This is a genomic window from Amycolatopsis albidoflavus (assembly GCF_039525725.1).
GTDB lineage: Bacteria > Actinomycetota > Actinomycetes > Mycobacteriales > Pseudonocardiaceae > Amycolatopsis > Amycolatopsis albidoflava.
Genome location: NZ_BAAAHV010000003.1, coordinates 324,365 through 348,628, shown reverse-complemented (window position 1 = coordinate 348,628; position 24,264 = coordinate 324,365). Strand labels below are relative to the sequence as shown.

Below are 24,264 nucleotides of genomic sequence, written 5' to 3'. Positions count from 1 at the left end.
CGAGGGCTACCGCACGAGGGGAATGAACGCGACCGGTTGACAGCTCGGCCGGGAAATGGCACTGGCGCAAGGATTCGTTAGTTGGTTGTCCTTCCCGTGAATGGTGCGGTAGCCTCCGAAAGTCCGCAATAGTGCGGAAGTCCGCTGTGTGGTCGAGTTTTCTCCCAGCACATGCGCGCCGGAGCGCAATAAACCAGGCAATTACTTCCTTGGGGTGATTTCATGGAGAATTACCGGAATTCCGCACTGGCCGTGGACTCGGCTGGCCGGCCCGATCGGGTCGAGGAGACGGTTTTAACGGCGTTGCGCGAGGTGCTCGGCGCGGCCGAGGCGGCTCCTGAGACCCGGTTCGCCGTGCTGGGCGGCGATTCGCTGCGCGCGGTGCGAGTGCTTTCCCGGCTGTGGCGGGAACTGGGCGTCGAGCTTCCGGTGCACAGCTTGCTGCCCGGTACCACGGTCGCGGAGTTCGTCGGCGTCGTCCGCGAGCACGTCGAGGCGAAGCCCGCATGAGCGCCGTGGAGAAGCCGGGAATCGCGGTGGCCGGCACGTTCACCCTCGACGCTGTGACCGGTCCGATGGCGGCGGTGCTGGCGGAGCGGGAAGGCGGGCGCCCGCTCGCCGTCGCGCCGTACGGTCAGGTGCTGGAGGCGCTGCACGATCCGGGAAGCCCTCTTCGCGGACACAACGGGGTCAACTTTCTCCTGCTGCGGCCCGAAGACTTCTTTCGGGGCAAGGGGTTCGCCGAGTCCCGGGAGCGAGCCGACACGATGCTCGCGGAACTCGTCACGATGCTGGAGCGGCTCCCGGACCTGGCGGTGGCCACCTGGTTTGTCGCGGTGCTTCCCGCTTCGCCCGCGGTGCGCGCCCAGCCGGAAGCCAGCCAGTGGGTCCAGGAAGCCGGTGCCCGGATCACCGCGGTCGCGGAGGCCGTGCCCGCGGTGCACCCGGTCACGGTCGACGACCTGGAAATCCGTTACGGCGTAACGGAAGTGCACGACGAGTACGCGGACCGGATCGGGCACCTGCCTTACACCGACGAGTACTGCGCCGCTCTCGGCACCCAGCTGGTGCGGCTCGCCGCGAGCGTGTGGGCCAAGCCGAAGAAGGTCGTGGTGCTCGACTGCGACAACACGTTGTGGGCAGGCGTCTGCGGCGAGGACGGGGCACGCGGAGTCCAGGTCACCCCCGCGCATCGGCGGCTGCAGGAGTTCATGCTCGAGCAGCGCGCCCAGGGCAAGCTGCTGTGCCTGTGCAGCCGGAACAACGAGGCCGACGTCAAGGAGGTCTTCGACCGCAACCCGGGCATGGTGCTGGCTTGGGAACACGTCTCGGCTCATCGGATCGGGTGGAATCCGAAGGCGCATTCGCTGCGCGAGCTGGCCGAGGACCTGGACCTGTCGCTGAGTTCGTTCGTGTTCGTCGACGACGACGTGGTCGAGTGCGCCTCGGTGCGGGCGCAGCTGCCGGAGGTCACGGTGCTGGAACTCGCGCACGACGCCGAGGGGATCGATCGCCAGCTCGCCGAAACCTGGGCCTTCGACCAGCTGGTGGTGACCGAGGAGGACCGGTTGCGCGCCGACTGGTACTCGACCCGCGGCGAGCGCGTTGCTCTGTGCGATTCCAGCGCCGACTACCAGGATTTCCTCGACCGCTGCGAGATCGAGGTCGGCTTCACCGAGCTGACCGAGGACATGCTCGACCGGGCGGCTCAGCTGACCGCGCGCACGACGCAGTTCAACCTGGCCGGGACGGTCTACGCGGTCGGCGAACTTCGCGGGCTGCTGTCCGCCGGCTCTCGTGGCTGGACGGTGCGGGTTTCGGACCGCTTCGGTGACTACGGCACGGTCGGACTGGTCGTGGCCGAATTCCGGGACGACGCCGTTGAGCTGCCGGTCTTCCTGCTCAGCTGCCGGGTCCTGAACCGCCGGGTCGAGCAGGAGGTGCTGCGGTTCGCCGCGGACAAGGCCGCCGAGGCGGGCGCTTCCGCGCTGCGGCTTCCGGTGCGGCCGACCGCGCGCAACGCGCCTGCCCGGTTGTTCGTCGAGCAGGCGGCGGGCGTCGTCCTCGGCGCGGACGACGAACCGGTGACCGTCACCGTCCCGGTGCGCGAATGGCTGCGACTGCCCGCCTGAGCCCGCCCACATCGAGCCGAGGGAGAAAATCGCATGTCAAGCGACCTGGGGAACGTGCGGGCGGTGGCGCTGCCGGTCACCGACGCACAGCGGGAACTGCTCGCGGTCGACCGGTTCGTCCCGGTGCCCCACCTCTACAACGTGGTGGTGGAGGCGGACCTCGATCCGGCCTGCGAACCGGCGGACCTCGCCGCGGCCTTCGAAGCGGTGCTGGCGGTGCAGCCCGCGTTGCGCTCGGGCCTGCCGGAACGGCCGAACGACGGTGCGCTGCTGGCCGCCCCGGACGCCGGCGGTTCCGGCGTGCTGCGGGCCTGGTCCGCGCCCGCGGCGGAGTTCGACCGCCGCCGGTCCGCCGCGCTCGACGAGGTCGGGACCACGGCCTTCGCGCTGGACCGGCCGCCGCTCGTGCGCGCGGTGCACCTGCGCGCGGACGACCGGTCGCGGGCCGCGCTCGTTCTCGCGGCGCACCATTCGGTATTCGACGGCTACTCCGTCGGGGTGCTGCTGACCGAGCTGAACCTCGCGCTGCGTGGTCGCCTGGACGTTGAAAGCCTGGTGCCGCGGCGGGAAGCGGCGTTCGCCGGGGAACTCGCGGCACAGGTCGCGGCAGCGGGCGCACCGGAAACGGACGTCGCCGCGGCCGAGCTGGCCGAGCGGCTCCGGGGCGCGTCGCGGACCGTGCTGTACCCGTTGCCGGGCCGTCCGGCCGAAACGCTTTTCACCGGTGCTCGCCGGGAAATCCCGCTCACGCCAACGGAATCCGCCGGAATCGACCAGATCTGCCGGGAGCTGGAGATCAGCCCGTTCACGCTGTTCTCCGCGCTGCACTCGGCGACGCTGGCCCGGCACTCCGGTGAGGACACCGTCGTCTTCGGGACGAGCGTGATGACCCGCCGCACCGGTGCGGCCTACGACCTGTGCGGATTTTTCGTGAACACCGTTCCGATGGCGGTGAATGTCCAATGGGGACAGTCGTTCACCGACTTCGTCACCGGTGCCGTCGCCCCCGAGGCAGAACGTGCGCGCGGGAACGCGGTGGTCCCGCTGAGCCAGGTCGCCGCGTACCTGAAGCCGGAGCGGCAAGGCAACCGGAACCCGGTGTTCACCACGCTGCTCACCATGCAGGAACCGGCGGAGGCGGGCGCGGGCGCGCCGGTCCGGTCGATGCGCCAGCACGGGAACGGCACCGCCAAGTTCGATCTGCTGCTCTGGGTGAAACCGACCAGGCAGGGGTGGTTGCTGGAAGTCGAGCACGACCTGCGGCTGCTGCCGGAACCGGTGGTGTCCGGCTACCTCGATTCGTTGCGTTCGGCCATCGCCGCGGTGGGCCGGGAGCACGGGACGGTGCGCGAGCTGTTCGCGGACGGTCCGGAAGTGCCGCCGCTGCCCGGAAACGTGGTGCCACAGTGCGATTTCGCCGGGCGGGTGCTCGAAGTCGCCGACGCCGCACCGGCCGCGATCGCGGTGGAGGAGCGGCGGACCCGGCTCACCTACGGCGAGCTGGCGGCCCGCGTCCGGGAAGTGACCGGCGGCCTCGCCGAGCGGGGCGTGGCGGCGGGCGACGTCGTCGGCGTCACCACCGGGGACCTCGTCGGCAGCGTGGTCGCGTTGCTGGCGATCCTCGCCCGCCGGGCTGTCTACCTGCCGCTGGAATCGGACCTGCCCGCGGAACGGCTGGCGGGCATGGTCGAGCAAGCCGGTTGCCGGACGGTCATCGGCGACGGTGAATTCCCCGGAGCACAGGTGTACCCGCTCGACGAGCTACGCGGCACTCCGGCGGAGCCCGCGGCGGCCGACGGCGGGGGCCAGGGCGTCTACACGATGTTCACCTCCGGCTCGACCGGGCGGCCCAAGGGCGTGCTGATGGCGAACGCACCGCTGGCGAATCTGGCGGCGTGGCAGCACACCGCGCTGGAGATGTCCGAGCGGACCAGGTTCCTGCAGTACGCGCCGCTCGGCTTCGACGTGTCGTTCCAGGAGATCTTCCCGACCCTGCTGGCTGGCGGGACCGTCGTGTCCCGGCGGCCGGTCGACCGGCAGGACCTGCCCGCGCTGGTGCGCCGGGCCGCGCTGACCGAGGTGACCCACCTCTACCTGCCCGCGGCCGCGCTCGGCGCGTTCGCCAGGGCCGCCCGCGCGTCCGGGGAGCGGCTGCCCGCGGCCCGTTTCCTGTGCGTGGCGGGAGAACAGCTGGTCGCGGACGAAACGGTGCAGCTGTTTTTCGCCGAACGGCCGCACCTCGTGCTGGTGAACATGTACGGCCCCACCGAAACCCACGTCACGACGGCGGCGGTCTTCCGGGCGGAGAACCAGCCGTGGCCGGTGCACGCTCCGATCGGCCGTCCGCTGCCCGGCGTGGCCGCCCGGATCGTCGACGCGGCCGGGCGGCTGGCTCCTCCCGGCGTGGCGGGCGAGCTGCGGCTCGGCGGAATCGCGCCGGCGCTGGGCTACGTCCGTGATCCGCGGCGGACGGCCGAACGGTTCGTCGACGGCGAATACCGCACCGGTGACCAGGTGCTCGCCGACGCCGGCGGGGAATTGGTCTACCTCGGCCGCGGCGACGGTCAGGTGAAGATCCGCGGCTACCGGGTCGAACTGGGCGAGGTGGAGGCTGCCGCGAGCGCCGTGGCCGGGGTGCGGCGCGCGGTCGCGGCGGTGGCGCCGGGACAGCGGCTGGAGCTGTTCTTCGTGCCGGAAGGCGACCCGGAACCGGAGGCGGTGCGCGCGGCTCTCGCCCGGCGGCTGCCCGGTTACATGGTGCCTGTCCGGGTACATCCGGTCAGCTCGATCCCCACCGGTTTCACCGGGAAGATCGACCGGGAAGCGTTGGTGCGCAAAGCCTCCGAGGCGACCGCCGCGCCGCCGCCCGAAGCAGGCGCGCCGGCGAATCCGCTGGAGACGCAGCTGCGGCAGTGGTGGGAGGAGGCGCTCGGCGCGCCGGTTTCCCTCGACGGTTCGCTGGTCGAGCACGGTGCGCACTCGCTCAACGTGGTGGTCGTGCTCAGCCGGATCGAGGCCGAGCACGGCGTGGAAGTGCCGGTGCTCGATTTCTTCCGGGAGCCGACCGTGCGCGCGCTGGCCGGGTTGGTCGAGGACAGCCTGCGAGGTGCCGCGTGACCGGCGCGGTCCTCGCCCCGAAGCTGCAGAAGCTCGCTTCCGGGCGCTCCGGCCGCCAAGTCATCGTGCTTCCGCCTGCCGGCGGCGGTTTCCTGCCTTACCTCGGGATGGCCGCCGCGCTTGCCGAGCACGGTGACGTGCACGCGGTGCTGGCGGCCGGTCTCGCCGCGGGCGAGGAGCCGGACACCGACGTGCCGGCGATGGTCGCGCGGTGCCTGTCCGCGATCCGCGGCCTGCCCGCCGCGCCCGCGGTGCTGGCGGGCTGGTCGCTCGGCGGGGTGCTGGCCTGGGAGGTCGCGGCGCACCTCGACGCGCACGAAGGACACCGGCCCGCCGTGGTGCTGCTCGACAGCTACGTCCGGCTTCGGCCGGACGCGAACCTCGCCGCGTTTACCGAATCCATTGTGGACGGATGGCCCGCCTCGCTTCCGGGGCCGGACCGGGACCGTCTTCTCCGTACCGCGTCCGCGCACGTGCGGGCCGCGGCCGACCACGAAGTCAGCGTGTCTTACGCCGGACCGGGGCTGCTGCTGGCTTGCGCGGACGGTCCGGTGGCCCAGCAAAGCGCTGCCTGGCAACGGCTTTCGGACCAGCTGCGGATCGAGGTGGTCGACGGCGGTCATTTCGGATTGCTGCGGCCGGAGCGCTTGCCCGCCGTCACCGGACCTGTCGGCGGTTTCCTGCACGACGTACTGGGGAAGGAGGGGAGCCCGTGAGCGACCAGGAGCTGCTCCTGCGGGAACTCGCGGCCGACGGGAAACCGTTCGCCTTGCTGCACCGGCCGGGCGCCACCGGGGCCGGGACACTCGAGCTGTTCCGGGGACCGGTGACCGAGGCGGAGAACCTCGCGGAGCTGGCGGCGGAACCGCCGGAACCAGCCGGGGCCGGTCCGGAGACGCTGGTGCTGGTGCCGTTCCGGCAGGTCGCCGAGCGGGGCTACGCCTGCCAAGACGACCACGCGCCGCTGCTGGTCATGCGGATCCGCGCCGCGGAGCGACTGAGCCGGACGGCGTTCCTCGCCGCGGTGCCCGACCGCGAGGTGAGCTTCGCCGAGGCTGGTTTCGACCTGGCCGACGACGAGTACGCCCGCATCGTGGCGAAGGTGCTCGACGAGGAGATCGGCTCTGGGGCCGGGGCCAACTTCGTGATCAAGCGCTCCTTTTCGGCGCGGGTCCGGAACTGCTCCGTGTCCACCGAGTTGACGCTGTTCCGGAGGTTGCTGCTCGGCGAGGACGGCGCGCACTGGACCTTCCTCGTGCACACCGGCGCGCGCACGTTCATCGGGGCGAGTCCGGAGCGGCACGTCGGCCTGTCGGCGGGCGTCGCCACGATGAATCCGATCAGCGGCACTCTCCGCTTCGGCCCGGACGGCCCCTCGGTCGAGCAAACGCTCGGCTTCCTCGGCGACCGCAAGGAGGTCGAGGAGTTGTACATGGTCGTCGACGAGGAACTCAAGATGATGGCCGGGATCTGCGACGAGGGTGTCGAAATCGACGGCCCGTACCTCCGCCAGATGCGGCACCTGGCACACACCGAGTACTTCGTCCGCGGCCGGACCGGCAGGCCGCCGCACGAGATCCTGCGGCAGACCTTGCTGGCCCCGACCGTCACCGGCAGCCCGGTGGAAAGCGCGTGCCAGGTGCTGAAACGGCACGAGCCGGCCGGCCGGGGCTACTACAGCGGGGTGGCCGCGCTGATCGGCCGCGACGGCGAGGGCAGGCCGGAGATGGACTCCGCGATCCTCATCCGCACGGCCGAACTGGCTACGGACGGTTCCCTCTCCTTCGGCGTCGGGGCGACGCTGGTCCGCCACTCCGATCCGGACAGCGAGGTGGCCGAGACCCACGCCAAGGCGGCCGGTCTCCTCGGCGCCCTGCGCGGCGATCGGCGCAAGACGGAGAGCGCACCGGCGCCAAACCTCAGCGACGATCCCGAAATCCGGCGCGGCCTTGCCGCCCGCAACACCGGCCTCGCCCAGTTCTGGCTGCGCGACCGGGCGGACATCGACTGGCAGGCACCCGAACTGACCGGGCTGCGGGCGCTGGTCGTGGACAACGAGGACACCTTCACCGCGATGCTCGCCCACCAGCTGCGGGCGCTCGGCCTCGTCGTTTCCGTTGCCCCTTGGCGGGATCTGCCGTCGCACCGGGACTTCGACGTGGTGGTGCCGGGCCCCGGTCCCGGCGACCCGAACGACACCGGCCAGGCGAAGATCGCCGAGCTGGGCAGGCTGATCGGGCAGTTGCTGGCGGACCGCCGCGCGTTCGTCGCGGTGTGCCTGTCCCACCAGGTGCTCAGCAGGCTGCTGGGGCTCGACGTGGTCCGCCGTCCCGAACCGAATCAGGGCGTGCGGCACCGGATCGACCTGTTCGGCGAGAACGTCGAGGTGGGCTTTTACAACACGTTCGCCGCGCGGTCGGACAGCGAGAGCCTGCTCAGCCCGTACGGCTCCGAGCCGGTGCGGTTGAGCCGGGACGAGACCACCGGAGAGGTGCACGCGTTGAGCGGCCCCGGTTTCACCTCAGTCCAGTTCCACCCGGAATCGCTGCTCACCGAACACGGCCCGCATCTGCTGCGAAACCTCGTTACCACGGCGCTGTGGCCGGGGGTGCGCACTGCCGGCCGCGTTCCTTCCGTTCCGACCGCAAAGGATTGATCGATGTCCGTCGTCTCTCCCAGCTTCGCCGTCACCCGGCCCGCGACGCCGGTGCCGGAAGTCGAACTCAGCGCACTGCGAGCGTTTCCGGCCGGCCAGCAGCCCAGCTGGCCGGACCCGGCGGCGCTGGCCGGGTCGACCGAATGGCTCCGGGCCGCGCCGGGACTGGTCACCGCGGCCGAAATCGACGAGTTCCGCGGTCTTCTCGCCGGGGTCGCCGAGGGCCGGTTGCGAGTGCTCCAAGCCGGGGACTGCGCGGAGGACCCGCGGCATTCGACGCACGAGCACGTCGTCCGCAAGGCGGAACTGCTCATGCGGCTCAGCGACGTGATGAGCGAACAGTCTCGCCGTCCGGTCGTGACGGTCGGCCGGATCGGCGGCCAGTTCGCCAAACCGCGGTCGTCGCCGGTCGAGGTCAAGGACGGTGTCGAGCTGCCGGTGTTCCGCGGCCACCTGGTCAACGACCCGGCCTTCGACGCGGAATCCCGGACCCCGGACCCGCGGCGGCTGCTGGCCGGCTACGAGGCCGCGGCGCGGGTGGCGGAAGCGCTGCGGCAGACCCGTCCGTCCGGGCTGAACCGGTCTCGGGTGTGGACGAGCCACGAAGCGCTGGTGCTGGATTACGAGCTGCCGCTGCTGCGCCGGGAAGACGGCCAGCTGGTGCTCGCGTCGGCGCACTGGCCGTGGATCGGCGATCGCACCCGCCGGCTCGACGGCGCCCACGTGCAGCTGCTCGCCAGGGTCGCCAACCCGGTCGCCTGCAAAGTCGGCCCCGGGCTGGGCCCCGAGGAGCTGGTCGAACTCTGCGAACGCCTTGACCCGCGCCGGGAGCCGGGACGGCTGACGCTGATCGCCCGGCTGGGCGCGAGCCAGGTCTCCGATCGGCTGCCGGACCTCGTGGCGGCGGTGCGGCGGGAAGGACATCCGGCGATCTGGTTGTGCGATCCCATGCACGGCAACACTTTCCGGGCCGCCGAAGGACGCAAGACCCGGCTGGTCGGCTCCCTGATCCGGGAGATGCTCGGCTTCCACAGCGCGGTCACGGCCGAGCACGGGGTCGCGGGCGGCCTGCACCTGGAGGCCACCCCGGACGACGTCGTCGAATGCGTCCTCCAGGAGGAGGAACTCGCCGGCCTTCCCGCCGGGACCGAACCGCTGTGCGATCCCCGGCTCAACCCCGACCAGGCGCGGCTGGTGGCCAGCGCCTGGCCGGGCTGAGCCGCCCCGAATCCGCCCGCCCGACGCGAAAGGAAGCGACATGCCCACTCTCTTCGTGGCCAACAACCGCACCGAGCAGATGGTCGGCGACCTCGCCGTGCTCACCGCCGAGCAGCGCCGGCTCGCCGGATACACCGCCCAGCGCATGCTTTTCTACGTCGGCGAGGGCGACACCGTCGTGGTGCCGCATCCGCCGAGCGAGTCCTTCGCGCGGTACCTCACCGAATTGATGGACATCGACCTCGGCAAGGTGCGGATCCTGACGCCCCCGCCGGGCCGGTTCGGACTCGACGTCCTTTCCGCGGATCGTTTCGAGGACAGCGGTTTCGCCCGGGTGCTGGCCGAGACGATCGAGGAAACCGGAGCCACCCGGCTGTTCCCGATCATCTTCGACGCGGTGATGGTCCGGCTGGCCCGGCGGCACGGGCTGGCCGCGGACACTCCCGGATTCGGCTTTGTCGGGCAGGGTGGAAGCGACCTGCTCAACAGCAAGTCGGTCTTCCGGGCGCTGGCGGGCGGCACCGGCTGCCCGATCCCCGAAGGCCGGGTGACCGCGGACGCCGCGGCCACCGAGGATTGGCTGTGGGAGCTGCTTTCCAGCGGACGGTGCGCGATCGTCAAACAGGATCAGCACGTCGGCGGCTACGGGAACGAAATCCTGAGCCCGTACGACGGGGTCGCGCCGATCGGAGCCGCCGAGGTGCTCACCGTCCCGGACCGGGCGGCGCTGCACGAGCTGGTCTCCCGGCGCTGGCCGTGGTACTCCGGCGAGGGCAGGCGCCGGGTCGTGGTGGAGCACTACGTGCCGGACTGCACCCCGGTGTACGTCGAAATGAGCATCACCGACGACGGGGTCTCGCTGTTCGGCCACGGCGAAATGCTGACCAAGCCGATCTTCAACGGCCTGGTGATCCCGGCGCAGTCCGCGGCGCACCCTGGCTGGCCGGGATACCTCGAGGCGGCGGAAAACCTGTGCCAGGCCATCCGCGGCATCGGCTACCGCGGGCTGATCAGCATCGACGGGATCGTCACGCCGGCGGGCGAGGTGCTGCTCAACGAGGTCAACGGCCGGGTCGGCGGATCGACCCACGTCACCCGGATCGCGCAGCACCTGATCGGCCCAGCGTTCCTGGACGAGCGGGTGGTGATGCAACGACACTTCTGGCCGGTGCCCTCGTTCGATCAAGCACTCGCCGCGCTGCGGCGCGCTGGCCTCGCGTTCGACCGCGGCCGCCGCACCGGCGTGGTGCTCACGTCGGACGACGTCACCGGCGGGACCGTCGAGTACTGCCTGATCGCGGCGAGCGTGGAACACGCCACCGAGCTGGAAAACCGGATCGGGGAACTCCGGTTCGGCTGAGGACTGCTCCGTACAGATCGGATCGAGGAACGGAGGCGCGGTTCATGGGCTATCGGGGCCTGGCCAAGAAGTCGGTGATCCTGTGGGCGCTGGTCGCGATCGTGGCCAGGCTGCCCATCGCGATGGCGCCGCTGGGGCTGGTTTTCCTTGCCAGAGACCGGCCGGGCGGCTATTCGCTTGGCGCGACCCTCGCCGCGGCCTACGTCGTCGGCGAGGTGCTCGGCGCCCTGTTCATCGGCACGCTGCCGGTCAGCAGGGGCAAGCCGGGGCTGGCGCTCGGATTGGGTGCGGGCGCGTTCGCCTTCGGGGTGCTCGCGTTCGTTTCCTCGGCCCCGGACCCGGTACTGGTGGTGCTGGCCGCGCTCGCCGGCGCCGGTCCGGCCGCGAGCCCGGGCGGGATGCGCGCGATGCTCACCCGGTTGGTCGACGAGGACGTCGTCGCGTCGGCGTTGAGCGCCGAGTCCACGTTGACCCAGGCGATCTGGGCCATCGCACCAGGGCTGGCGGTTTCGCTGGCGCTGTGGGCCGGTGCCGCGGTGCCGCTCGTGCTGGCCGCCGTGGCGATGGCGGTAGCGGCGGTGACCTTGCCGCTGTTGCCGGGGCCAGCCGGTGCCGCGACACCGGCGAAGGCGACGGCGAAGACTCGTGGGCACGGCCGTCAGCTGTTGTCGGCTTGGCCGATTTACCTGACCAGCGCCGCGTCGATGGCTCTGCTGTCGGCCGCGGAGCTGATTCTCACGCCCCTGCTGGAATTCCGGCATCTGCAGACCGGCTGGGCCGGCGTGCTGCTGACGGTGTTCTCCGGATCGAGCGCGCTGGGCGCGTTCCTTTACGGACTGCGGAAGTGGCCCGGTGCGGTGCGGACGCAGAGCCTGGTGCTGCTGGTCGGCATGTCGGCCTGCGTGGCGCTGATCGCGGTGGTGCCCGGCTTGGTCGGGATCGGCGTCGTCCTGGTCATCGGCGGCCTGTGCCAGGCTGCCGTGGCGGTGACCCGGAACCTCTCGCTCCGCGACGCGCTTCCCGAGGAGGCGCACACGGGTGGTTATTCGGTGATGTACGCGGTGCAGGGCGTCGGCTACACACTCACCGCGACGCTGACGGCGCTGGCGCTCGCTTCGTTCACCCCGGTCACCGCGTTGATCGGCGCGGCGGCGCTGACGCTGCTGTTCACGATCGGCAGCGCCCTCGCCGAACTGCGCCGGGCCCCTGCGCGGCCGGTGCCTGCCGTGCCGGGCGTCGAAGAATGCTGAGCTAACCCACAGTGGTGCCGAAAAGCACCCCGACGAAGTAAGTGACGAGCATGGTGAGGGCGCCGACGCCGACGTTGCGCGCGATCGCGCGCCCCACCTGCGCGTTGCCGAGCCTCGCGCTCACGAAACCGGTGAGCGTGAGGCCGACGACCACCGCCAGCGCGCACGCCCAGACTCGGACGCTGACCGACGTCCAGGCGATCGCCAGCAACGGAAGCAGCGCGCCGACGGAGAACGCCAGCAGCGACGCCCACGCCGCCTGCCACGGGCTGGTCAGGTTGTCCGGGTCGATGCCGAGCTCGGCCTCCGCGTGCGCCTGCAGCGGGTCCTTGTCGGTCAGCTCGCGCGCGACCTGCTTCGCCAGCTCCGGCGAGAGGCCTTTGTCCTCGTAGATCTGCGCGAGTTCGCGCTCCTCGGCCTCCGGCATCGTTTTCAGTTCGTGCTTCTCGAGCCGCAGCAGCGCGCGTTCGGTGTCGCGCTGGGTGCTCACGCTCACGTATTCCCCGCCCGCCATGGAAAAGGCGCCGGCGACGAGACCGGCAATTCCGGCGGTGAGGATCGTGGTGCTGTCCGCGGTGGCTCCCGCGACGCCCACGACGATGCCCGCGACGGACACGATCCCGTCGTTCGCGCCGAGAACCCCGGCGCGCAGCCAGTTCAGCTTGCCGCCGAGGTCCTCGTGCGGCTCGTGCGCGTGCACCGCGTCGCCCATCGTTTCGGTCACCGCTTCAGTGAATCACGGAAATTGTTTCCGCGCGACATTTTCCCATACTGCTGGAATGCGGTTAAGAAAGGCAATCCTCAATGAATTGTGCCTTGCCTGACCAGCTCCGGTGACTTTCGTGGACTTGAAACGACGAACGCCCGGGTCCGGCGCCACAGTGGACACCGGACCCGGGCGAACCGGGTCTAGCTCAGTTGTCGAGTTCGGCCAGCGCCGCCTTCGCGGCTTCGAGCTCGGCCTCCAGCTGCGCGACCTTCGCGGCCTGCGCCTCGCGGGCGGCGTTGATGACCTCGTCGATCGGACCGGACAGCTCTTCGTGCAGCTCCTTGGCCGCACGCGAAACCGCCGCGGCCGGGACGGCCAGGCCCTTCGCGACCCACTTGGCGCCGTTCTTCAGCTCGGCCTGCCACTCGCCGTCCGCCGTGCCGGTGACGGTGAGCGTCAGCTCCACGGTGCGGGTCTTCTTCGCCGTCGACGCCGCGGCCTTCGGACGGCCGCGCTTCGGCTTCGGCGAGTCGACGGCCGAGGTCTCCTCAGCGGACTCCGGCTTCGCGGCATCCGCCGGGGCGGAGTCCGAAGCCGCCGGGGCGGCAGCGGGTTCGGCGACTTCCGGGGCCTCCGGGGTGGCGGCGGCCTGCGGCGATGACGCCGCCGCCGTCTCGGCCGCAGTGTCCTCGTCGTGCGTCAAGGCTTCCACGGACATTCGTGTCGTCTCCTTGCCCGGATCTGGGTTGGGTACGCGGGCATCTTAGAACATGCGTTCGATGCCCGCACTTCTGGGGGATCAATGCAGGAAGGGACCCTCCCAGCCGGGAGAGTCCCTTCCTGACGGTGAAGAACTTACTCCTCCTTGCCGGAGTTCAGTCCGGAGGAGATGAGGTCCATGACCGACGAGTCGGCGAGCGTGGTGACGTCGCCGATCTGGCGGTTCTCCGCGACGTCGCGCAGCAGCCGGCGCATGATCTTGCCGGAGCGGGTCTTCGGCAGCTCGGCCACGACCATGATCTGCCGCGGCTTCGCGATCGGCCCGATTTCCTTCGCGACGTGGTTGCGCAGCTCCTGCACCGCGCCGTCTCCTCCGTCCACGGCGTTGCCGCGCAGGATCACGAACGCGACGATGCCCTGCCCGGTGGTCGGGTCGGTCGCGCCGACGACGGCGGCCTCGGCGACCGTCGGGTGCGACACGAGCGCGGACTCGACCTCGGTGGTGGAGATCCGGTGCCCGGACACGTTCATCACGTCGTCCACGCGGCCGAGCAGCCAGATGTCGCCGTCTCCGTCGTACTTCGCGCCGTCGCCGGCGAAGTAGTAGCCCTGCTCGGAGAAGCGGGACCAGTAGGTGTCGCGGAAGCGCTCGGCGTCGCCCCACACGCCGCGCAGCATCGACGGCCACGGCTTGTCCAGCACCAGGTATCCGCCGCCGCCGTGCGGGACCTCCGTGCCGGTGTCGTCCACGACCTTCGCCGAGATGCCCGGCAGCGCGCGCTGCGCGGAACCCGGCTTGGCGGCGGTGACGCCGGGCAGCGGCGAGATCATGATCGCGCCGGTTTCGGTCTGCCACCAGGTGTCCACGACCGGCGTCTTGTTCGCGCCGATCTTTTCGCGGTACCAGATCCAGGCCTCGGGGTTGATCGGCTCGCCGACGCTTCCCAGCACCCGCAGCGAAGACAGGTCGTACTTCGCCGGGATGTCCTCGCCCCACTTCATGAAGGTGCGGATCAGCGTCGGCGCGGTGTAGTAGATCGAGACCTTGTACTTCTGGATGATTTCCCAGTGCCGGCCCTCGTGCGGAGTGTTCGGCGTGCCTTCGTAGACGACCTGGGTCACGCGGTTCGCCAGCGGCCCGTACACGATGTAGGAGTGCCCGGTGATCCAGCCGATGTCGGCGGTGCACCAATAGACGTCTTCGCCCGGCTTGTGGTCGAACACGACGTTGTGCGTGTACGCGGTCTGGGTCAGGTAGCCGCCGGAGGTGTGCAGAATGCCCTTCGGCTTACCCGTGGTGCCTGAGGTGTACAGGATGAACAGCGGGTGCTCGGAATCGAACGCTTCCGGCTTGTGCTCAGCGGACTGTCCGTCGACCAGTTCGTGCCACCAGAGGTCGCGGCCCTCGGTCCACGGCGTCTCGCCTTCGAGGTCGCTGCCGGTGCGCTTGACGACGATGACCTTCTGCACGGTTTCCGCGCCCTGCAAGGCTTCGTCGACGTTCGCCTTCATCGGTGCGGCCTTGCCCCGGCGGTACTGACCGTCCGAAGTGATCACGACCTTCGCGGCCGCGTCGTCCACCCGCGCACGCAGCGCCGTCGGCGAGAAACCGCCGAACACCACGCTGTGCAGAGCGCCGATCCGCGCGCACGCGAGCATCGCGAAAATCGCCTCGGGCACCATCTGCAGCTGGATCGCCACGACGTCGCCGGCGACAACGCCCAGCGACGACAGCGCGTTCGCGGCCTTCGAGACCTCGTCCTTCAGCTGCGCGTAGGTGATGTCGCGCGTGTCGCCCGGCTCGCCGACCCAGTGGATCGCGACCTGGTCCCCGTGCCCGGACTCGACGTGCCGGTCCACGCAGTTGTACGCGACGTTCAGTTTCCCGCCCACGAACCACTTCGCGAACGGCGCATTGGTCCAGTCCAATACCTGGGACCACTGCGTGTCCCACGACAGCCGCTCCGCCTGCCCGGCCCAGAACTGCTCCCGGTCAGCGTCCGCCGTCGCATACAACTCGGCCTTCGCGTTCGCCTGACCAGCGAACTCTTCGCTGGGAGGAAACGTGCGGCTCTCCGTGAGCAGGTTGTCCAACGCTGGGGACTGCTCGGTCATGGTGCAAAGCCTCCTGTAGTGCGAACCCGCGGCTCAGGGAACGCTAGCGACGTTAGTCCGCCTACGACAAGGTTGCAGCCACGTTGCGCGCACAGCTCCAAGCGACGTGCGGCGAGGCTCAGCCGAGTCGGGCGAGCAGCCGGGCACGGGCGCCCGGCCACTCGGCGTCCGTCATCGAGTAGAGCACCGTGTCGCGGGTCGTGCCGTCCGGACGGATCCGGTGCGCCCGCAGCACCCCTTCGCGCAGCGCGCCGAGCCGTTCGATGGCGCGTTGCGAACGGAGGTTGCGGTTGTCGGTTTCCCACGCGACGCGCTGGGCTCCCCAGTCCTCGAAGGCGTTGCGCAGCAGGAGGAATTTGGACTCGGTGTTGAGCGCGGTGCGCTGGAAATCCGCGCCGATCCAGGTGTGCCCGATCGAGAGGATCCGGTGTTTCGCTACTACCTGGTAATAAGAAGTGGTGCCCGCGACGCGGCCGGACGCGACGTCGATCTGCGCCCACGGGCGGCGGTCCGGGTCGGCGAGCGCGTTCTTCACCATCGTCTCGGCTTCGCCGAGGTCGGCGGGCTGGCGGACGCTCAGCCAGGCCCAGATGCCCGGGTCGGCTCCGGCCTCGAGTAGGCCGGGCGCATGCTCGGGCGTGAGAGGTTCGAGCCGTACGTGGCGGCCGGACAGGACGGGGTGCTCGCTCCAGGTCACGCGATCACGCTACGTCGGCAAGTGGCAGTGCCGAAGTGCCATTTACCGGTCATTTCAGCAGTCCACTATTCGGCCGCTTATGCTCCCTGGAGCACCCGGAGAAAGAGAGCGCGCATGGCCGAGGAACGAGAAAACCTCACCTGGGAGTTGTTCGGTTCGGCGAGCCGGGAGTTGGCTCAGGAGGTCGCCGCGGACGGTTTCGTCCCCGACCTCATTCTCTCCATCGCGCGCGGCGGGCTGTTCGTCGCCGGCGCGCTCGGGTACGCGCTCGACGTGAAGAACCTGCACGTGATGAACGTCGAGTTCTACACCGGCGTCGACCAGCGGCTGGACCTGCCGGTCATGCTGCCGCCGGTGCCCAACGTGGTGGATCTCACACACAAGAAGGTGCTGGTCGCCGACGACGTCGCGGACACCGGGGCGACGCTCAAGCTGGTCCGCGACTTCTGCGCCGACCACGTCGCGGACGTGCGGTGCGCGGTGGTTTACGAGAAGCCCGCTTCGACGGTGAAGTGCGAGTACGTGTGGAAGCGGACTGACCGGTGGATCAACTTCCCGTGGTCGGTGCTGCCTCCGGTGGTCGAGCGGGCCGGGCAGGTGCTGGACGCATGAGCGATCCGCTGAAGCCGCTGCTGGAGCTGGACGGCGTCGCCGCGGCGGCCAAGGCGGCGCAGGACGCGATCTTCGCCGTGCACCGGCTGCCCGCGAACCTGCGTGGCGGAGCGGAGACCGCGGCCGAGGCTTCGGTCCGGGCCGCGCGGGCTTCGGCGGGGATCGACGGGGCTAATCCCGAGTTGCCGGAAGACGGTTCGGTGACGGACCCGCTGCTCGCCGGATCGTTGCGGGTGGCGGAAAAACTCGAGTCGCTGCTGCCGACCTGGCGGCGGGCTCCGTTGCAGACGCTGGCTCGGCTGCATCTGCTGGCCGCGTCCGATGTGGTCTCCGATCCGGATCAGCTCGGCCGTCCGCAGCGAGGCGGCGAGCGGCTGGAGTTGCTGGCTCAGCTCGTCACCGGGGCGACCTCCGTGCCCGGGCCGGTGCTGACCGCGGTCGTGCACGGCGAACTGCTGGCGTTGGCCCCGTTCGGTTCGGCGGACGGAGTGGTCGCCCGGGCGGCGGCGCGGCTGTCGATGGTCGCGACCGGGCTTGACCCGAAGGCGTTGACGGTGCCGGAGGTCGCGTTCTTCCGGCGCGTTCCGCGGTATGTCGAACTGGCGCAGGGGTTCGCTGCCGGGACGTCGGACGGCGTGCGCGAGTGGCTGCTCTTCTGTTGCGAGGCCTTTGAAACCGGCGCGAACGAGGCTCGGAGCATCTCCTCGGCCGCTGGCTGACCAGTGTGGCCTGACCACATCGCCGAACGGCGTTCTGTGGTGGATTGACCCATGGTCGCCCTGGTCGGAGCGACCTACTGTTTCCGGCCATGACCAGTGACAGTTCCCTCGCCGGCCGCACCGCGTTGGTGACCGGCGGCGGCAGCGGCATCGGGCTGGCCTGCGTGCGGGCGTTCGGCGCGGCCGGGGCGAAGGTGCACGTGGCGGACGTCGCCGGGGCGGAGGCGGCGGCTGCCGAGGTCGGCGGGCAGGCGCACGTGGTGGACCTGACCGACCCGGCGGCATTGGAGACCCTGCCCGCGGACGTCGACGTGCTCGTCAACAACGCGGGCGTACAGCATGTCGCGCCGTTGCCGGAATTTCCGCCGGAGCGGTTCGCCTTCATTCAGTCGTTGATGGTGACTGCGCCGTTTTTGCTGATCCGCCAGTGCTTGCCCGCGATGTACGCGCGCGGCTGGGGACGGATCGTGAACATGTCCAGCGTGCACGGCGTGCGGGCGAGTCCCTACAAAGCCGCTTACGTCACGGCGAAACACGCCCTTGAGGGACTGTCCAAAGTGGCCGCTCTCGAAGGCGCGGAACACGGTGTGACCAGCAATTGCGTGAATCCGGGTTACGTCCGTACGCCGCTTGTCACCGGACAGATCGAAGCGCAGGCGGCCGAGCACGGGGTGCCGCCGGAAGAAGTGCTCGAAGAGGTTCTGCTGCGCCGGGCCGCGATCAAGCGATTGATCGAGCCCGAGGACGTCGCCGATCTCGTGGTGTGGCTGTGCGGCGAGTCCGCCGGACACCTCACCGGCGCGTCGCTTCCCGTTGACGGCGGCTGGACCGCTGGCTGAATTCCCCTTTCCCCACAACGGAGTGGAGTCCGCTATGGACAAAAAGCTGCTGCGCGTCGTCGGAGCCGGGCTGATCGGAACCACCATCGAGTGGTACGACTTCTTCCTTTACACCTCGGCCGCCGCGCTGGTCTTCAACAAGCTGTTCTTCCCGACCGCCGATCCGCTCACCGGCACCTTGCTGGCGTTGCTCACCTACGCGGTCGGATTCCTCGCGCGGCCGATCGGCGGGCTCGTGTTCGGGCACTTCGGCGACCGGATCGGCCGCAAGAAACTGCTGGTCGTGAGCCTGCTGATGATGGGCGGCTCGACGTTCGCGATGGGGCTGCTGCCCACGTACAGCGCGGTCGGCGTGCTCGCGCCGGTCCTGCTGACGCTGCTGCGGCTGATCCAGGGCTTCGCCCTCGGCGGCGAATGGGGCGGCGCGGTCCTGCTGGTTTCCGAGCACGGCGACGACCGGCGGCGCGGGTTCTGGGCGTCCTGGCCGCAGACCGGCGTTCCGGCGGGGAACCTGCTGGCCACCGCGGTGCTCGCGATCCTGGCGTCCGCTCAGTCGGACGCGACTTTCCAGGCGTGGGGCTGGCGGGTTCCGTTCCTGCTCTCCGGGGTGCTGGTCGTGCTCGGCCTGTGGATCCGGCTGGCGGTTTCGGAATCGCCGGTGTTCATCGCGGCGAAGGCGGCCGCGGACGAGCGTGAGCAGGCACCGATTGTCGACGTCTTCCGCGGGCATTTCCGTGCGCTGGCAGTGACGTTCGGTGCGCGCATCGCGGAAAACGTGTCCTACTACGTGATCACCGCGTTCATTCTCGTATACGTGACGACTGGGCTCGGGCTGCCGAAAGCGACTGGCCTGACCGCGGTGCTCGTCGCCTCGGCGGTGCATTTCGTGACGATTCCCTTGTGGGGACTGCTGTCCGACAAGATCGGGCGCAAGCCGGTGTACCTGTTCGGCGTGATCGGGATGGCGGCCTGGTCGTTCGGGTTCTTCTGGCTGCTCGACCTGCGCACGACCTGGTCGGTGATCGGCGCGGCCGTGGTCGGGCTCGTCGTGCACGGTGCGATGTACGGGCCGCAGGCGGCGTTCTTCGCCGAACAATTCCCGACGCGGGTGCGCTACACCGGGCTTTCGGTCGGCGGCCAGCTGTCGTCCATCGCGGCCGGAGCGGTCGCGCCGTTGATCGCGGTGGCGCTGTTCGAGGCGTACCACTCCACGGTGCCGGTTTCGGTCTACGTGGTCGCGATGTGCCTGTTGTCGCTGGTCGCGCTGCTCGCCGCCCGCGAGACGCGCGGCGCGTCGCTGCACGAGACGGCGGCCGAACGGCAGGCTTCAATGACAGCATGACGGGTGTGGACCCCACTGCCGAGGCGTATCGCCGGCTGCTCGAACTGCTCGCCGCCGGAGCGAGCAGCGAGCAGCTGGCGCACGTCGCCGCCAGGGGGTTGTCCGCGGAGCAGGCCGCGGCGATCGGTTCGGCGACTGAGCTGGCTTTGCGGATCCGCGAGACGCTCAGCGAGCACCGGCGGCGGGAAGCCGAGCTGACGGCGTTGTTCGACACTGCGAGCGACCTCGCCCGGCTGCGCGATCCGGACGCGGTGCTGCGGTCGATCGTCCGGCGCGCGCGGACCCTGTTGGGCGTGGACGTTTCGTATCTCAGCCTTAACGACGAGGCCAACGGCGAGACGTACATCCGCGTTACGGACGGGTCGGTTTCCGCGCTGTTCCAACAGATTGTTCTCGGAATGGGCGAGGGGCTCGGCGGGCTCGTGGCGCAGACCGCGCGTCCCTACGCGACCGCGGACTACTTCGAGGACGAGCGGTTCCGGCACACGAACCCGATCGACGCTGGTGTCCGCGAAGAGGGGTTGAAGGCGATCCTTGGCGTGCCACTGGCGATCGGCGGCAAAGTGCTGGGCGTGCTGTACGCGTCCGACCGATCGTCGCGGGCGTTCTCGACGGCGGAGGTCGCGCTGTTGTCATCTTTGGCCGCGCACGCCGCGATCGCGCTGGACACGGCGCATTTGCTGGACGAAACACGGTCTGCGGCGGCGGAGTTGAACGCGGCCAACGCGACGATGCGGCGGGCTGACGACGCGCACGACCGATTGATGGACCTCGTGCTCGGTGGTGCGGATCTGCCCGCGGTGGCGGCGGAAGTGGCCGGAGTGTTGCGTGGCTCGATCGCCGTGCACGACGAAGAAGGCGGGCTGCTGGCCGGTACCTCGGTCGTTTTTGACGCTGCCGCGGTGGCTTCGTCGCACGCCAACGGCCGTGCGGTGTCTACAAAGGACTTCTGGGTCTGCGCCGTGCGCGCGGGTCGGGAATTGCTCGGGAGCCTGACGCTTTCCGGCCGGCCGGAGCTGGCCGGGGACGACCGTCGTCTCTTTGAACGCGCGGCAATCGTCACGGCGTTGTTGTTGCTGCTGCGCCGTTCTGTTGCGCAGGCCGAGGACCAAGTGCGCGGCGAGCTGCTGACCGACCTGCTCACCGCGCCGACCCGAAACCCGGGTTCGCTGATGGCTCGCGCCCGCCGTCTGGGGGTCGATTTGTCTTCACCGCACACGGTTTTGGTCGCGCACGCTTCTGGCATTTCTCGACGCGGACTCGCTGCGGCGTGCGCACGGTACGGCGATTTGGTCGGCGTCCACGCGGAGCAAGTCGTCGCGCTCGCACCGGATCAGCCTGCCGCAGCACGGATCGCGGCCGATCTGAAGTCTGTTGTGGACTGTCCGGTGACCGTCGGCGCGGCCGGCCCGGCGAGCGGGCCGGAAGCGTTGGCGCAGGCGTACACTGAAGCTGTTCGATGCGTTAATACTCTGCTGGCACTCGGCCGCGAAGGCGACGGCGCGGCGATGGGCGACCTCGGATTCCTCGGCGTCCTGCTCGGCAGGCATTCCGACCTGTCCGGCTACGTCCGGGCAACGCTCGGCCCGGTCCTCGATTACGACGCCCGCCGCGGCACCGACCTCGTCGGCACGCTGCGCGCGTACTACGCGGCAGGAGGGAATTTGGCGCGGGCTAAGGAAACCCTGCACGTCCATGTCAACACGGTCGCGCAACGGATGGAACGCCTGGCCGCGCTGCTGGGCGAGGACTGGCGTGAACCTGAGCGTTCGTTGGAGATCCAGCTAGCGTTGCGCGTGCATCAGCTCGGCGGCTGACGGACCCCGGCGAGGATGAGGTCGAGCATCCGGCCCAGTTGTTCCGGTCCGCCCGGCAGTGTCCGCATGCTGCACGCGCCGACCACAGTCACGACGACGTCCTGCGCACGAACATCCGCCCGAAGCGTGCCGTCCTCAACACCCGCGTCCAGGATCAGCTGCACGGCCTCGGTCAACTCCGCGCGGACCTGCGTCATGTCGACAGTGCCCGCCTCGATGATCGCGCGCAGTGTGTCGGCCATGTCGTGCTTCGTGCTCGCGTACTCGGCGAAGCGGTCCATCCACCGACGCAGCGCGCGAAGCGGCTTCTCGGCTTCAAGCAGCTTCGGCGCACTCGCGACGACCTGTGCCAGCTCGTCCCGGTACAGCGCTTCGACGAGCGCTTCACGGGTAGGGAAGTGGCGGTAGAGCGTACCGATTCCAACACCCGCTTCGCGCGCGACGCGCTCCAGCGTGACGGGCTCGTCGCCTTCGCCGAACGCCTTGCGGGCAGCAGCTAGTAGCCGCAGACGGTTGCGTTCAGCGTCCGCGCGCGGTTTCTTCGGGCTCGACAAAGCGGAGGGTCCTCCGGTTCTGCTACCGTGGTGATACGGAGGCGCCTCCGCATCAACTTCCACTATGCCACGGCAGGAGTCTTTCCTCATGACGGCAACCACCTCTCCAGGCGGCACCGCGAAGCTCGCCGGCCGCGAGGTCGCGCGGATCGGCTACGGCGTGATGCAGCTCGGCCGCCCCGGCACCGACCGCGCTGACCAGGTAAAACTGCTCCGCGAAGCGAACCAAGCGGGCGTGAACCACCTGGACACCGCCCAGTTCTACAGCGACGGCCGCTGCAACGACCTGATCCGCGAAGCGTTCTCGCCCTATCCGGACGACCTCGTGGTGGTGACCAAGGTCGGCGCCGAGGAATCACCGCAAGGGCTCCGGCTCGCGCAACAGCCGGAGCAGCTGCGAGCCCAGGTCGAAGCCAACCTCGCCTCGCTCGGCGTCGAACGGCTCGACGTGGTCAACCTGCGCCGCGCGGACGCCGGACCCGGCTTGATCGCGGAAGGCGACCAGCTCGTCGACATCGACGACCAGCTGGCTGAACTGATTTCCCTGCGCGAAGCCGGAAAGATCGGCTCGCTCGGGCTCAGCAATGTCTCCGCCGACCAGCTCCGGCACGCGCTCGAAGCCGGGATCGTCTGCGTGCAGAACTCCTACAACGTGCTCGCCCGCGCCACCGAGCCGGTGCTGGAGCTGTGCCGGGAACACGAGATCGCCTGGGTGCCGTACTTCCCGCTGGGTTCCGCGTTTGAGCTGGGCCAGGACGTCACCGGCAATCCGGTCGTAACCGGGATCGCGGCCGAACTCGGCGCTACCCCGGCGCAGGTCGCGCTGGCCTGGCTGCTGCAGCGCTACGCGGGCACGTTGCTGATCGCGGGCACGGCGACCCCGGCGCATCTCGCCGAGAACCTCGCCGCCGGCCAGGTGCAGCTGCCCGCCGAAGCGGTAGCTGCCCTGGACCGGCTCGGCTGAGCTCAGAAGTTCAGCGCCGCGACCCGCTCGGCGTCGGCGAGGATGTTGATCTCCGTGATCAACCCGTCGGAAACGGTGAACGACAGCACCGAAACCGGCTTCCCGTCGCGCAGGGCGACGATGCCCGGGCCGCCGTTGACGGTCGCGTACTGCGACACCAAACCGACCGGACGGAACTGCGACGCGCTTCCCGCGACCTCGGCCGCGCCGCGCACGACCTTCGAGCCGAGCCCGCCGGTGTCGACGCGCAGCAGAGCGTCCGGGTGCAGGAGCGCGACCAGCCCCTCGAAGTTGCCGCCACGAGCGGCGGTGAGCCAGGCGTCCGCGATCTTGCGCTGCTGGGCTCGATCCGCCGGACCGGCCGGCGTCACGCCCTGCACGCGCCGCCGCGCCCGGCTCGCCAGCTGTCGTACCGCGGCGGTGTTCTTGTCGAGCATCGTGGCGATCTCGTCGAACGGCACGGCGAACATGTCGTGCAGGACGAAGGCGAGCCGCTCCGCCGGGTCGAGCGCCTCCAGCACCACCAGCAGCGCGAGCCCGACCGAGTCCGCGAGGACTTCCTGCTCCGCCGGATCGACGCCGTCCCCGGTCTCCACGACCGGGTCCGGCACCCGGATGTCCAGCGGGTCCTCGCGACGGGTCGCGCGCGAGCGCAGCATGTTGAGGCACTGCCGCGACACGATCGTCGTCAGCCAGCTGCCGGTGTTGCGGATGTCCTCTCCGGACGACCGCGTGACCCGCAGCCAGGTCTCCTGGATGGCGTCGTCGGCCTCGGCGAACGAACCGAGCATCCGGTACGCCACCGCCCGCAACCTGGGCCGATGCTCCTCGAACTGAGCCGCCCAAAAATTCTCGTCCTGTTTTTCGTCCCGCACTGTCACATCTTCTCCTTGGGCCGGGTCCTACCAGCAAGACCCGCCGAACGCGGCGGACGTGACAGGAGGAGATCACCATGCAGGCTCGGATGACCCACCCGATCCAGGTGCAGCCGGACGCGATGAAGGCGCTGATGGCGCTGAGCAAGGCCACCAACGACAGCACGGTCCCGGCGACCACGCACCACCTGATCCACCTGCGGGTGAGCCAGATCAACGGCTGCAGCATGTGCGTCGACATGCACGCGCGGGAGATGAAGCAGGCAGGCGAGAAGGACGAGCGGATCTGGGGCGTCGGCGCGTGGCGCGAATCGACCTACTTCACCGACGCCGAGCGCGCGGCGCTGGACCTGGCCGAGCACGTGACCCGGCTGGCCGACCGGACGGACCCGGTCCCGGACGAGGTCTGGGACGCCGCCGCGGACATCTACGACGAGAAGGAGCTTTCGTCGCTGCTGCTGTCCATCGCCGGGATCAACGTGTGGAACCGGCTCAACGCCGCGATCCGCCAGCCGGTCGGCTCGTTCTGAACCGCACTGGGGGTGTTGCCGGGCGCGGCGGCGAGGGG

General features: G+C 69.9%; 21 protein-coding genes. 15 read left to right on the top strand and 6 right to left on the bottom strand.

Features of this window, described 5'->3' with window-relative positions; genetic code table 11:
• Window positions 1-222 precede the first annotated feature (222 nt).
• The 8 genes from ABD156_RS02645 to ABD156_RS02610 are packed head-to-tail and all read left to right on the top strand — an operon-like array spanning window position 223 to window position 11,733.
• Window positions 223-510, top strand: a complete 288-nt coding sequence (locus ABD156_RS02645; protein ID WP_344265737.1) for an acyl carrier protein — start codon at window positions 223-225, stop codon at window positions 508-510.
• A complete protein-coding gene (locus ABD156_RS02640; RefSeq protein ID WP_344265734.1) occupies window positions 507-2,132 on the top strand; it encodes an HAD-IIIC family phosphatase in 1,626 nt (541 codons plus the stop codon). The genes ABD156_RS02645 and ABD156_RS02640 overlap by 4 nt, the downstream gene beginning before the upstream one ends.
• Before the next feature lie 33 nt (window positions 2,133-2,165).
• Window positions 2,166-5,249 (top strand): AMP-binding protein, encoded by a 3,084-nt coding sequence (locus ABD156_RS02635; RefSeq protein ID WP_344265731.1) that lies wholly within the window; start codon window positions 2,166-2,168, stop codon window positions 5,247-5,249.
• Window positions 5,246-5,965, top strand: a complete 720-nt coding sequence (locus ABD156_RS02630) for an alpha/beta fold hydrolase (protein WP_344265728.1) — start codon at window positions 5,246-5,248, stop codon at window positions 5,963-5,965. Before ABD156_RS02635 ends, ABD156_RS02630 begins: the two co-directional genes overlap by 4 nt.
• Entirely contained in the window at window positions 5,962-7,905 is a 1,944-nt protein-coding gene (locus ABD156_RS02625; RefSeq protein ID WP_344265725.1) for an anthranilate synthase family protein, read from the top strand. Before ABD156_RS02630 ends, ABD156_RS02625 begins: the two co-directional genes overlap by 4 nt.
• 3 nt (window positions 7,906-7,908) lie before the next feature.
• Window positions 7,909-9,123, top strand: coding sequence for a 3-deoxy-7-phosphoheptulonate synthase (locus ABD156_RS02620; RefSeq protein WP_344265722.1), 1,215 nt, complete (start codon window positions 7,909-7,911; stop codon window positions 9,121-9,123).
• Between the two features lie 40 nt (window positions 9,124-9,163).
• A complete protein-coding gene (locus tag ABD156_RS02615; RefSeq protein WP_344265719.1) occupies window positions 9,164-10,483 on the top strand; it encodes a preATP grasp domain-containing protein in 1,320 nt (439 codons plus the stop codon).
• Window positions 10,484-10,527: 44 nt separating this feature from the next.
• Complete coding sequence (locus ABD156_RS02610; RefSeq protein WP_344265716.1) at window positions 10,528-11,733, top strand: MFS transporter; 1,206 nt, start codon at window positions 10,528-10,530, stop codon at window positions 11,731-11,733.
• A 1-nt stretch (window position 11,734) separates the two neighbouring features.
• On the opposite strand, the gene ABD156_RS02605 is transcribed toward ABD156_RS02610, so the two are convergent.
• The 4 genes from ABD156_RS02605 to ABD156_RS02590 all read right to left on the bottom strand — a co-directional run bounded on the left by ABD156_RS02605 (window position 11,735) and on the right by ABD156_RS02590 (window position 15,974).
• A complete protein-coding gene (locus ABD156_RS02605) occupies window positions 11,735-12,457 on the bottom strand; it encodes a VIT1/CCC1 transporter family protein (protein WP_344265713.1) in 723 nt (240 codons plus the stop codon).
• Window positions 12,458-12,647: 190 nt separating this feature from the next.
• On the bottom strand, window positions 12,648-13,160 hold the full coding sequence (locus tag ABD156_RS02600; RefSeq protein WP_344265710.1) for a DUF6319 family protein: 513 nt from the start codon (window positions 13,158-13,160) through the stop codon (window positions 12,648-12,650).
• A gap of 137 nt (window positions 13,161-13,297) precedes the next feature.
• A complete protein-coding gene (acs, locus tag ABD156_RS02595) occupies window positions 13,298-15,277 on the bottom strand; it encodes an acetate--CoA ligase (protein ID WP_344265707.1) in 1,980 nt (659 codons plus the stop codon).
• Between the two features lie 118 nt (window positions 15,278-15,395).
• Window positions 15,396-15,974, bottom strand: a complete 579-nt coding sequence (locus ABD156_RS02590) for a GNAT family N-acetyltransferase (protein WP_344265704.1) — start codon at window positions 15,972-15,974, stop codon at window positions 15,396-15,398.
• 114 nt (window positions 15,975-16,088) lie between these two features.
• Between ABD156_RS02590 and ABD156_RS02585 the strand changes: the two genes are divergently transcribed.
• The 5 genes from ABD156_RS02585 to ABD156_RS02565 all read left to right on the top strand — a co-directional run bounded on the left by ABD156_RS02585 (window position 16,089) and on the right by ABD156_RS02565 (window position 21,303).
• Window positions 16,089-16,586 carry a phosphoribosyltransferase gene (locus ABD156_RS02585; protein WP_116204936.1) on the top strand — a complete coding sequence of 166 codons (498 nt, stop codon included), beginning with the start codon at window positions 16,089-16,091 and terminating at the stop codon, window positions 16,584-16,586.
• Window positions 16,583-17,305, top strand: a complete 723-nt coding sequence (locus ABD156_RS02580; RefSeq protein WP_344265698.1) for a Fic family protein — start codon at window positions 16,583-16,585, stop codon at window positions 17,303-17,305. The genes ABD156_RS02585 and ABD156_RS02580 overlap by 4 nt, the downstream gene beginning before the upstream one ends.
• An 89-nt stretch (window positions 17,306-17,394) precedes the next feature.
• Complete coding sequence (locus ABD156_RS02575; RefSeq protein WP_344265695.1) at window positions 17,395-18,144, top strand: 3-hydroxybutyrate dehydrogenase; 750 nt, start codon at window positions 17,395-17,397, stop codon at window positions 18,142-18,144.
• 34 nt (window positions 18,145-18,178) lie between these two features.
• Complete coding sequence (locus ABD156_RS02570; RefSeq protein ID WP_344265692.1) at window positions 18,179-19,486, top strand: MFS transporter; 1,308 nt, start codon at window positions 18,179-18,181, stop codon at window positions 19,484-19,486.
• The gene (locus ABD156_RS02565; RefSeq protein WP_344265689.1) at window positions 19,483-21,303 is read left to right on the top strand and encodes a helix-turn-helix domain-containing protein; all 1,821 of its coding nucleotides are present in this window, start codon (window positions 19,483-19,485) and stop codon (window positions 21,301-21,303) included. Before ABD156_RS02570 ends, ABD156_RS02565 begins: the two co-directional genes overlap by 4 nt.
• Here ABD156_RS02565 and ABD156_RS02560 read toward each other — a convergent pair.
• On the bottom strand, window positions 21,288-21,857 hold the full coding sequence (locus ABD156_RS02560) for a TetR/AcrR family transcriptional regulator (protein WP_344265686.1): 570 nt from the start codon (window positions 21,855-21,857) through the stop codon (window positions 21,288-21,290). The genes ABD156_RS02565 and ABD156_RS02560 overlap by 16 nt on opposite strands.
• Before the next feature lie 88 nt (window positions 21,858-21,945).
• Here ABD156_RS02560 and ABD156_RS02555 point away from each other — a divergent pair, with 88 nt between their 5' ends.
• Window positions 21,946-22,821 carry an aldo/keto reductase gene (locus ABD156_RS02555; RefSeq protein ID WP_344265683.1) on the top strand — a complete coding sequence of 292 codons (876 nt, stop codon included), beginning with the start codon at window positions 21,946-21,948 and terminating at the stop codon, window positions 22,819-22,821.
• A 2-nt stretch (window positions 22,822-22,823) separates the two neighbouring features.
• Here ABD156_RS02555 and ABD156_RS02550 read toward each other — a convergent pair whose 3' ends face one another.
• The gene (locus ABD156_RS02550) at window positions 22,824-23,702 is read right to left on the bottom strand and encodes a sigma-70 family RNA polymerase sigma factor (protein WP_344265680.1); all 879 of its coding nucleotides are present in this window, start codon (window positions 23,700-23,702) and stop codon (window positions 22,824-22,826) included.
• A gap of 71 nt (window positions 23,703-23,773) precedes the next feature.
• On the opposite strand from ABD156_RS02550, the gene ABD156_RS02545 reads away from it, so the two are divergent.
• Window positions 23,774-24,226: a carboxymuconolactone decarboxylase family protein gene (locus ABD156_RS02545; RefSeq protein ID WP_344265677.1), complete on the top strand. Its 453-nt coding sequence runs from the start codon at window positions 23,774-23,776 to the stop codon at window positions 24,224-24,226.
• The last annotated feature ends 38 nt before the right edge of the window (window positions 24,227-24,264 follow it).

Bases quoted from the DNA above. Each gene is read 5' to 3' on its own strand.
- ABD156_RS02620 (WP_344265722.1), top strand. From the start codon at position 7,909: ATGTCCGTCGTCTCTCCCAGCTTCGCCGTCACCCGGCCCGCGACGCCG.
- ABD156_RS02585 (WP_116204936.1), top strand. From the start codon at position 16,089: ATGGCCGAGGAACGAGAAAACCTCACCTGGGAGTTGTTCGGTTCGGCG.
- ABD156_RS02565 (WP_344265689.1), top strand. From the start codon at position 19,483: ATGACGGGTGTGGACCCCACTGCCGAGGCGTATCGCCGGCTGCTCGAA.
- acs (WP_344265707.1), bottom strand. From the start codon at position 15,277: ATGACCGAGCAGTCCCCAGCGTTGGACAACCTGCTCACGGAGAGCCGC.
- ABD156_RS02545 (WP_344265677.1), top strand. From the start codon at position 23,774: ATGCAGGCTCGGATGACCCACCCGATCCAGGTGCAGCCGGACGCGATG.
- ABD156_RS02610 (WP_344265716.1), top strand. From the start codon at position 10,528: ATGGGCTATCGGGGCCTGGCCAAGAAGTCGGTGATCCTGTGGGCGCTG.
- ABD156_RS02575 (WP_344265695.1), top strand. From the start codon at position 17,395: ATGACCAGTGACAGTTCCCTCGCCGGCCGCACCGCGTTGGTGACCGGC.
- ABD156_RS02645 (WP_344265737.1), top strand. From the start codon at position 223: ATGGAGAATTACCGGAATTCCGCACTGGCCGTGGACTCGGCTGGCCGG.
- ABD156_RS02615 (WP_344265719.1), top strand. From the start codon at position 9,164: ATGCCCACTCTCTTCGTGGCCAACAACCGCACCGAGCAGATGGTCGGC.
- ABD156_RS02570 (WP_344265692.1), top strand. From the start codon at position 18,179: ATGGACAAAAAGCTGCTGCGCGTCGTCGGAGCCGGGCTGATCGGAACC.
- ABD156_RS02580 (WP_344265698.1), top strand. From the start codon at position 16,583: ATGAGCGATCCGCTGAAGCCGCTGCTGGAGCTGGACGGCGTCGCCGCG.
- ABD156_RS02640 (WP_344265734.1), top strand. From the start codon at position 507: ATGAGCGCCGTGGAGAAGCCGGGAATCGCGGTGGCCGGCACGTTCACC.
- ABD156_RS02555 (WP_344265683.1), top strand. From the start codon at position 21,946: ATGACGGCAACCACCTCTCCAGGCGGCACCGCGAAGCTCGCCGGCCGC.
- ABD156_RS02635 (WP_344265731.1), top strand. From the start codon at position 2,166: ATGTCAAGCGACCTGGGGAACGTGCGGGCGGTGGCGCTGCCGGTCACC.
- ABD156_RS02600 (WP_344265710.1), bottom strand. From the start codon at position 13,160: ATGTCCGTGGAAGCCTTGACGCACGACGAGGACACTGCGGCCGAGACG.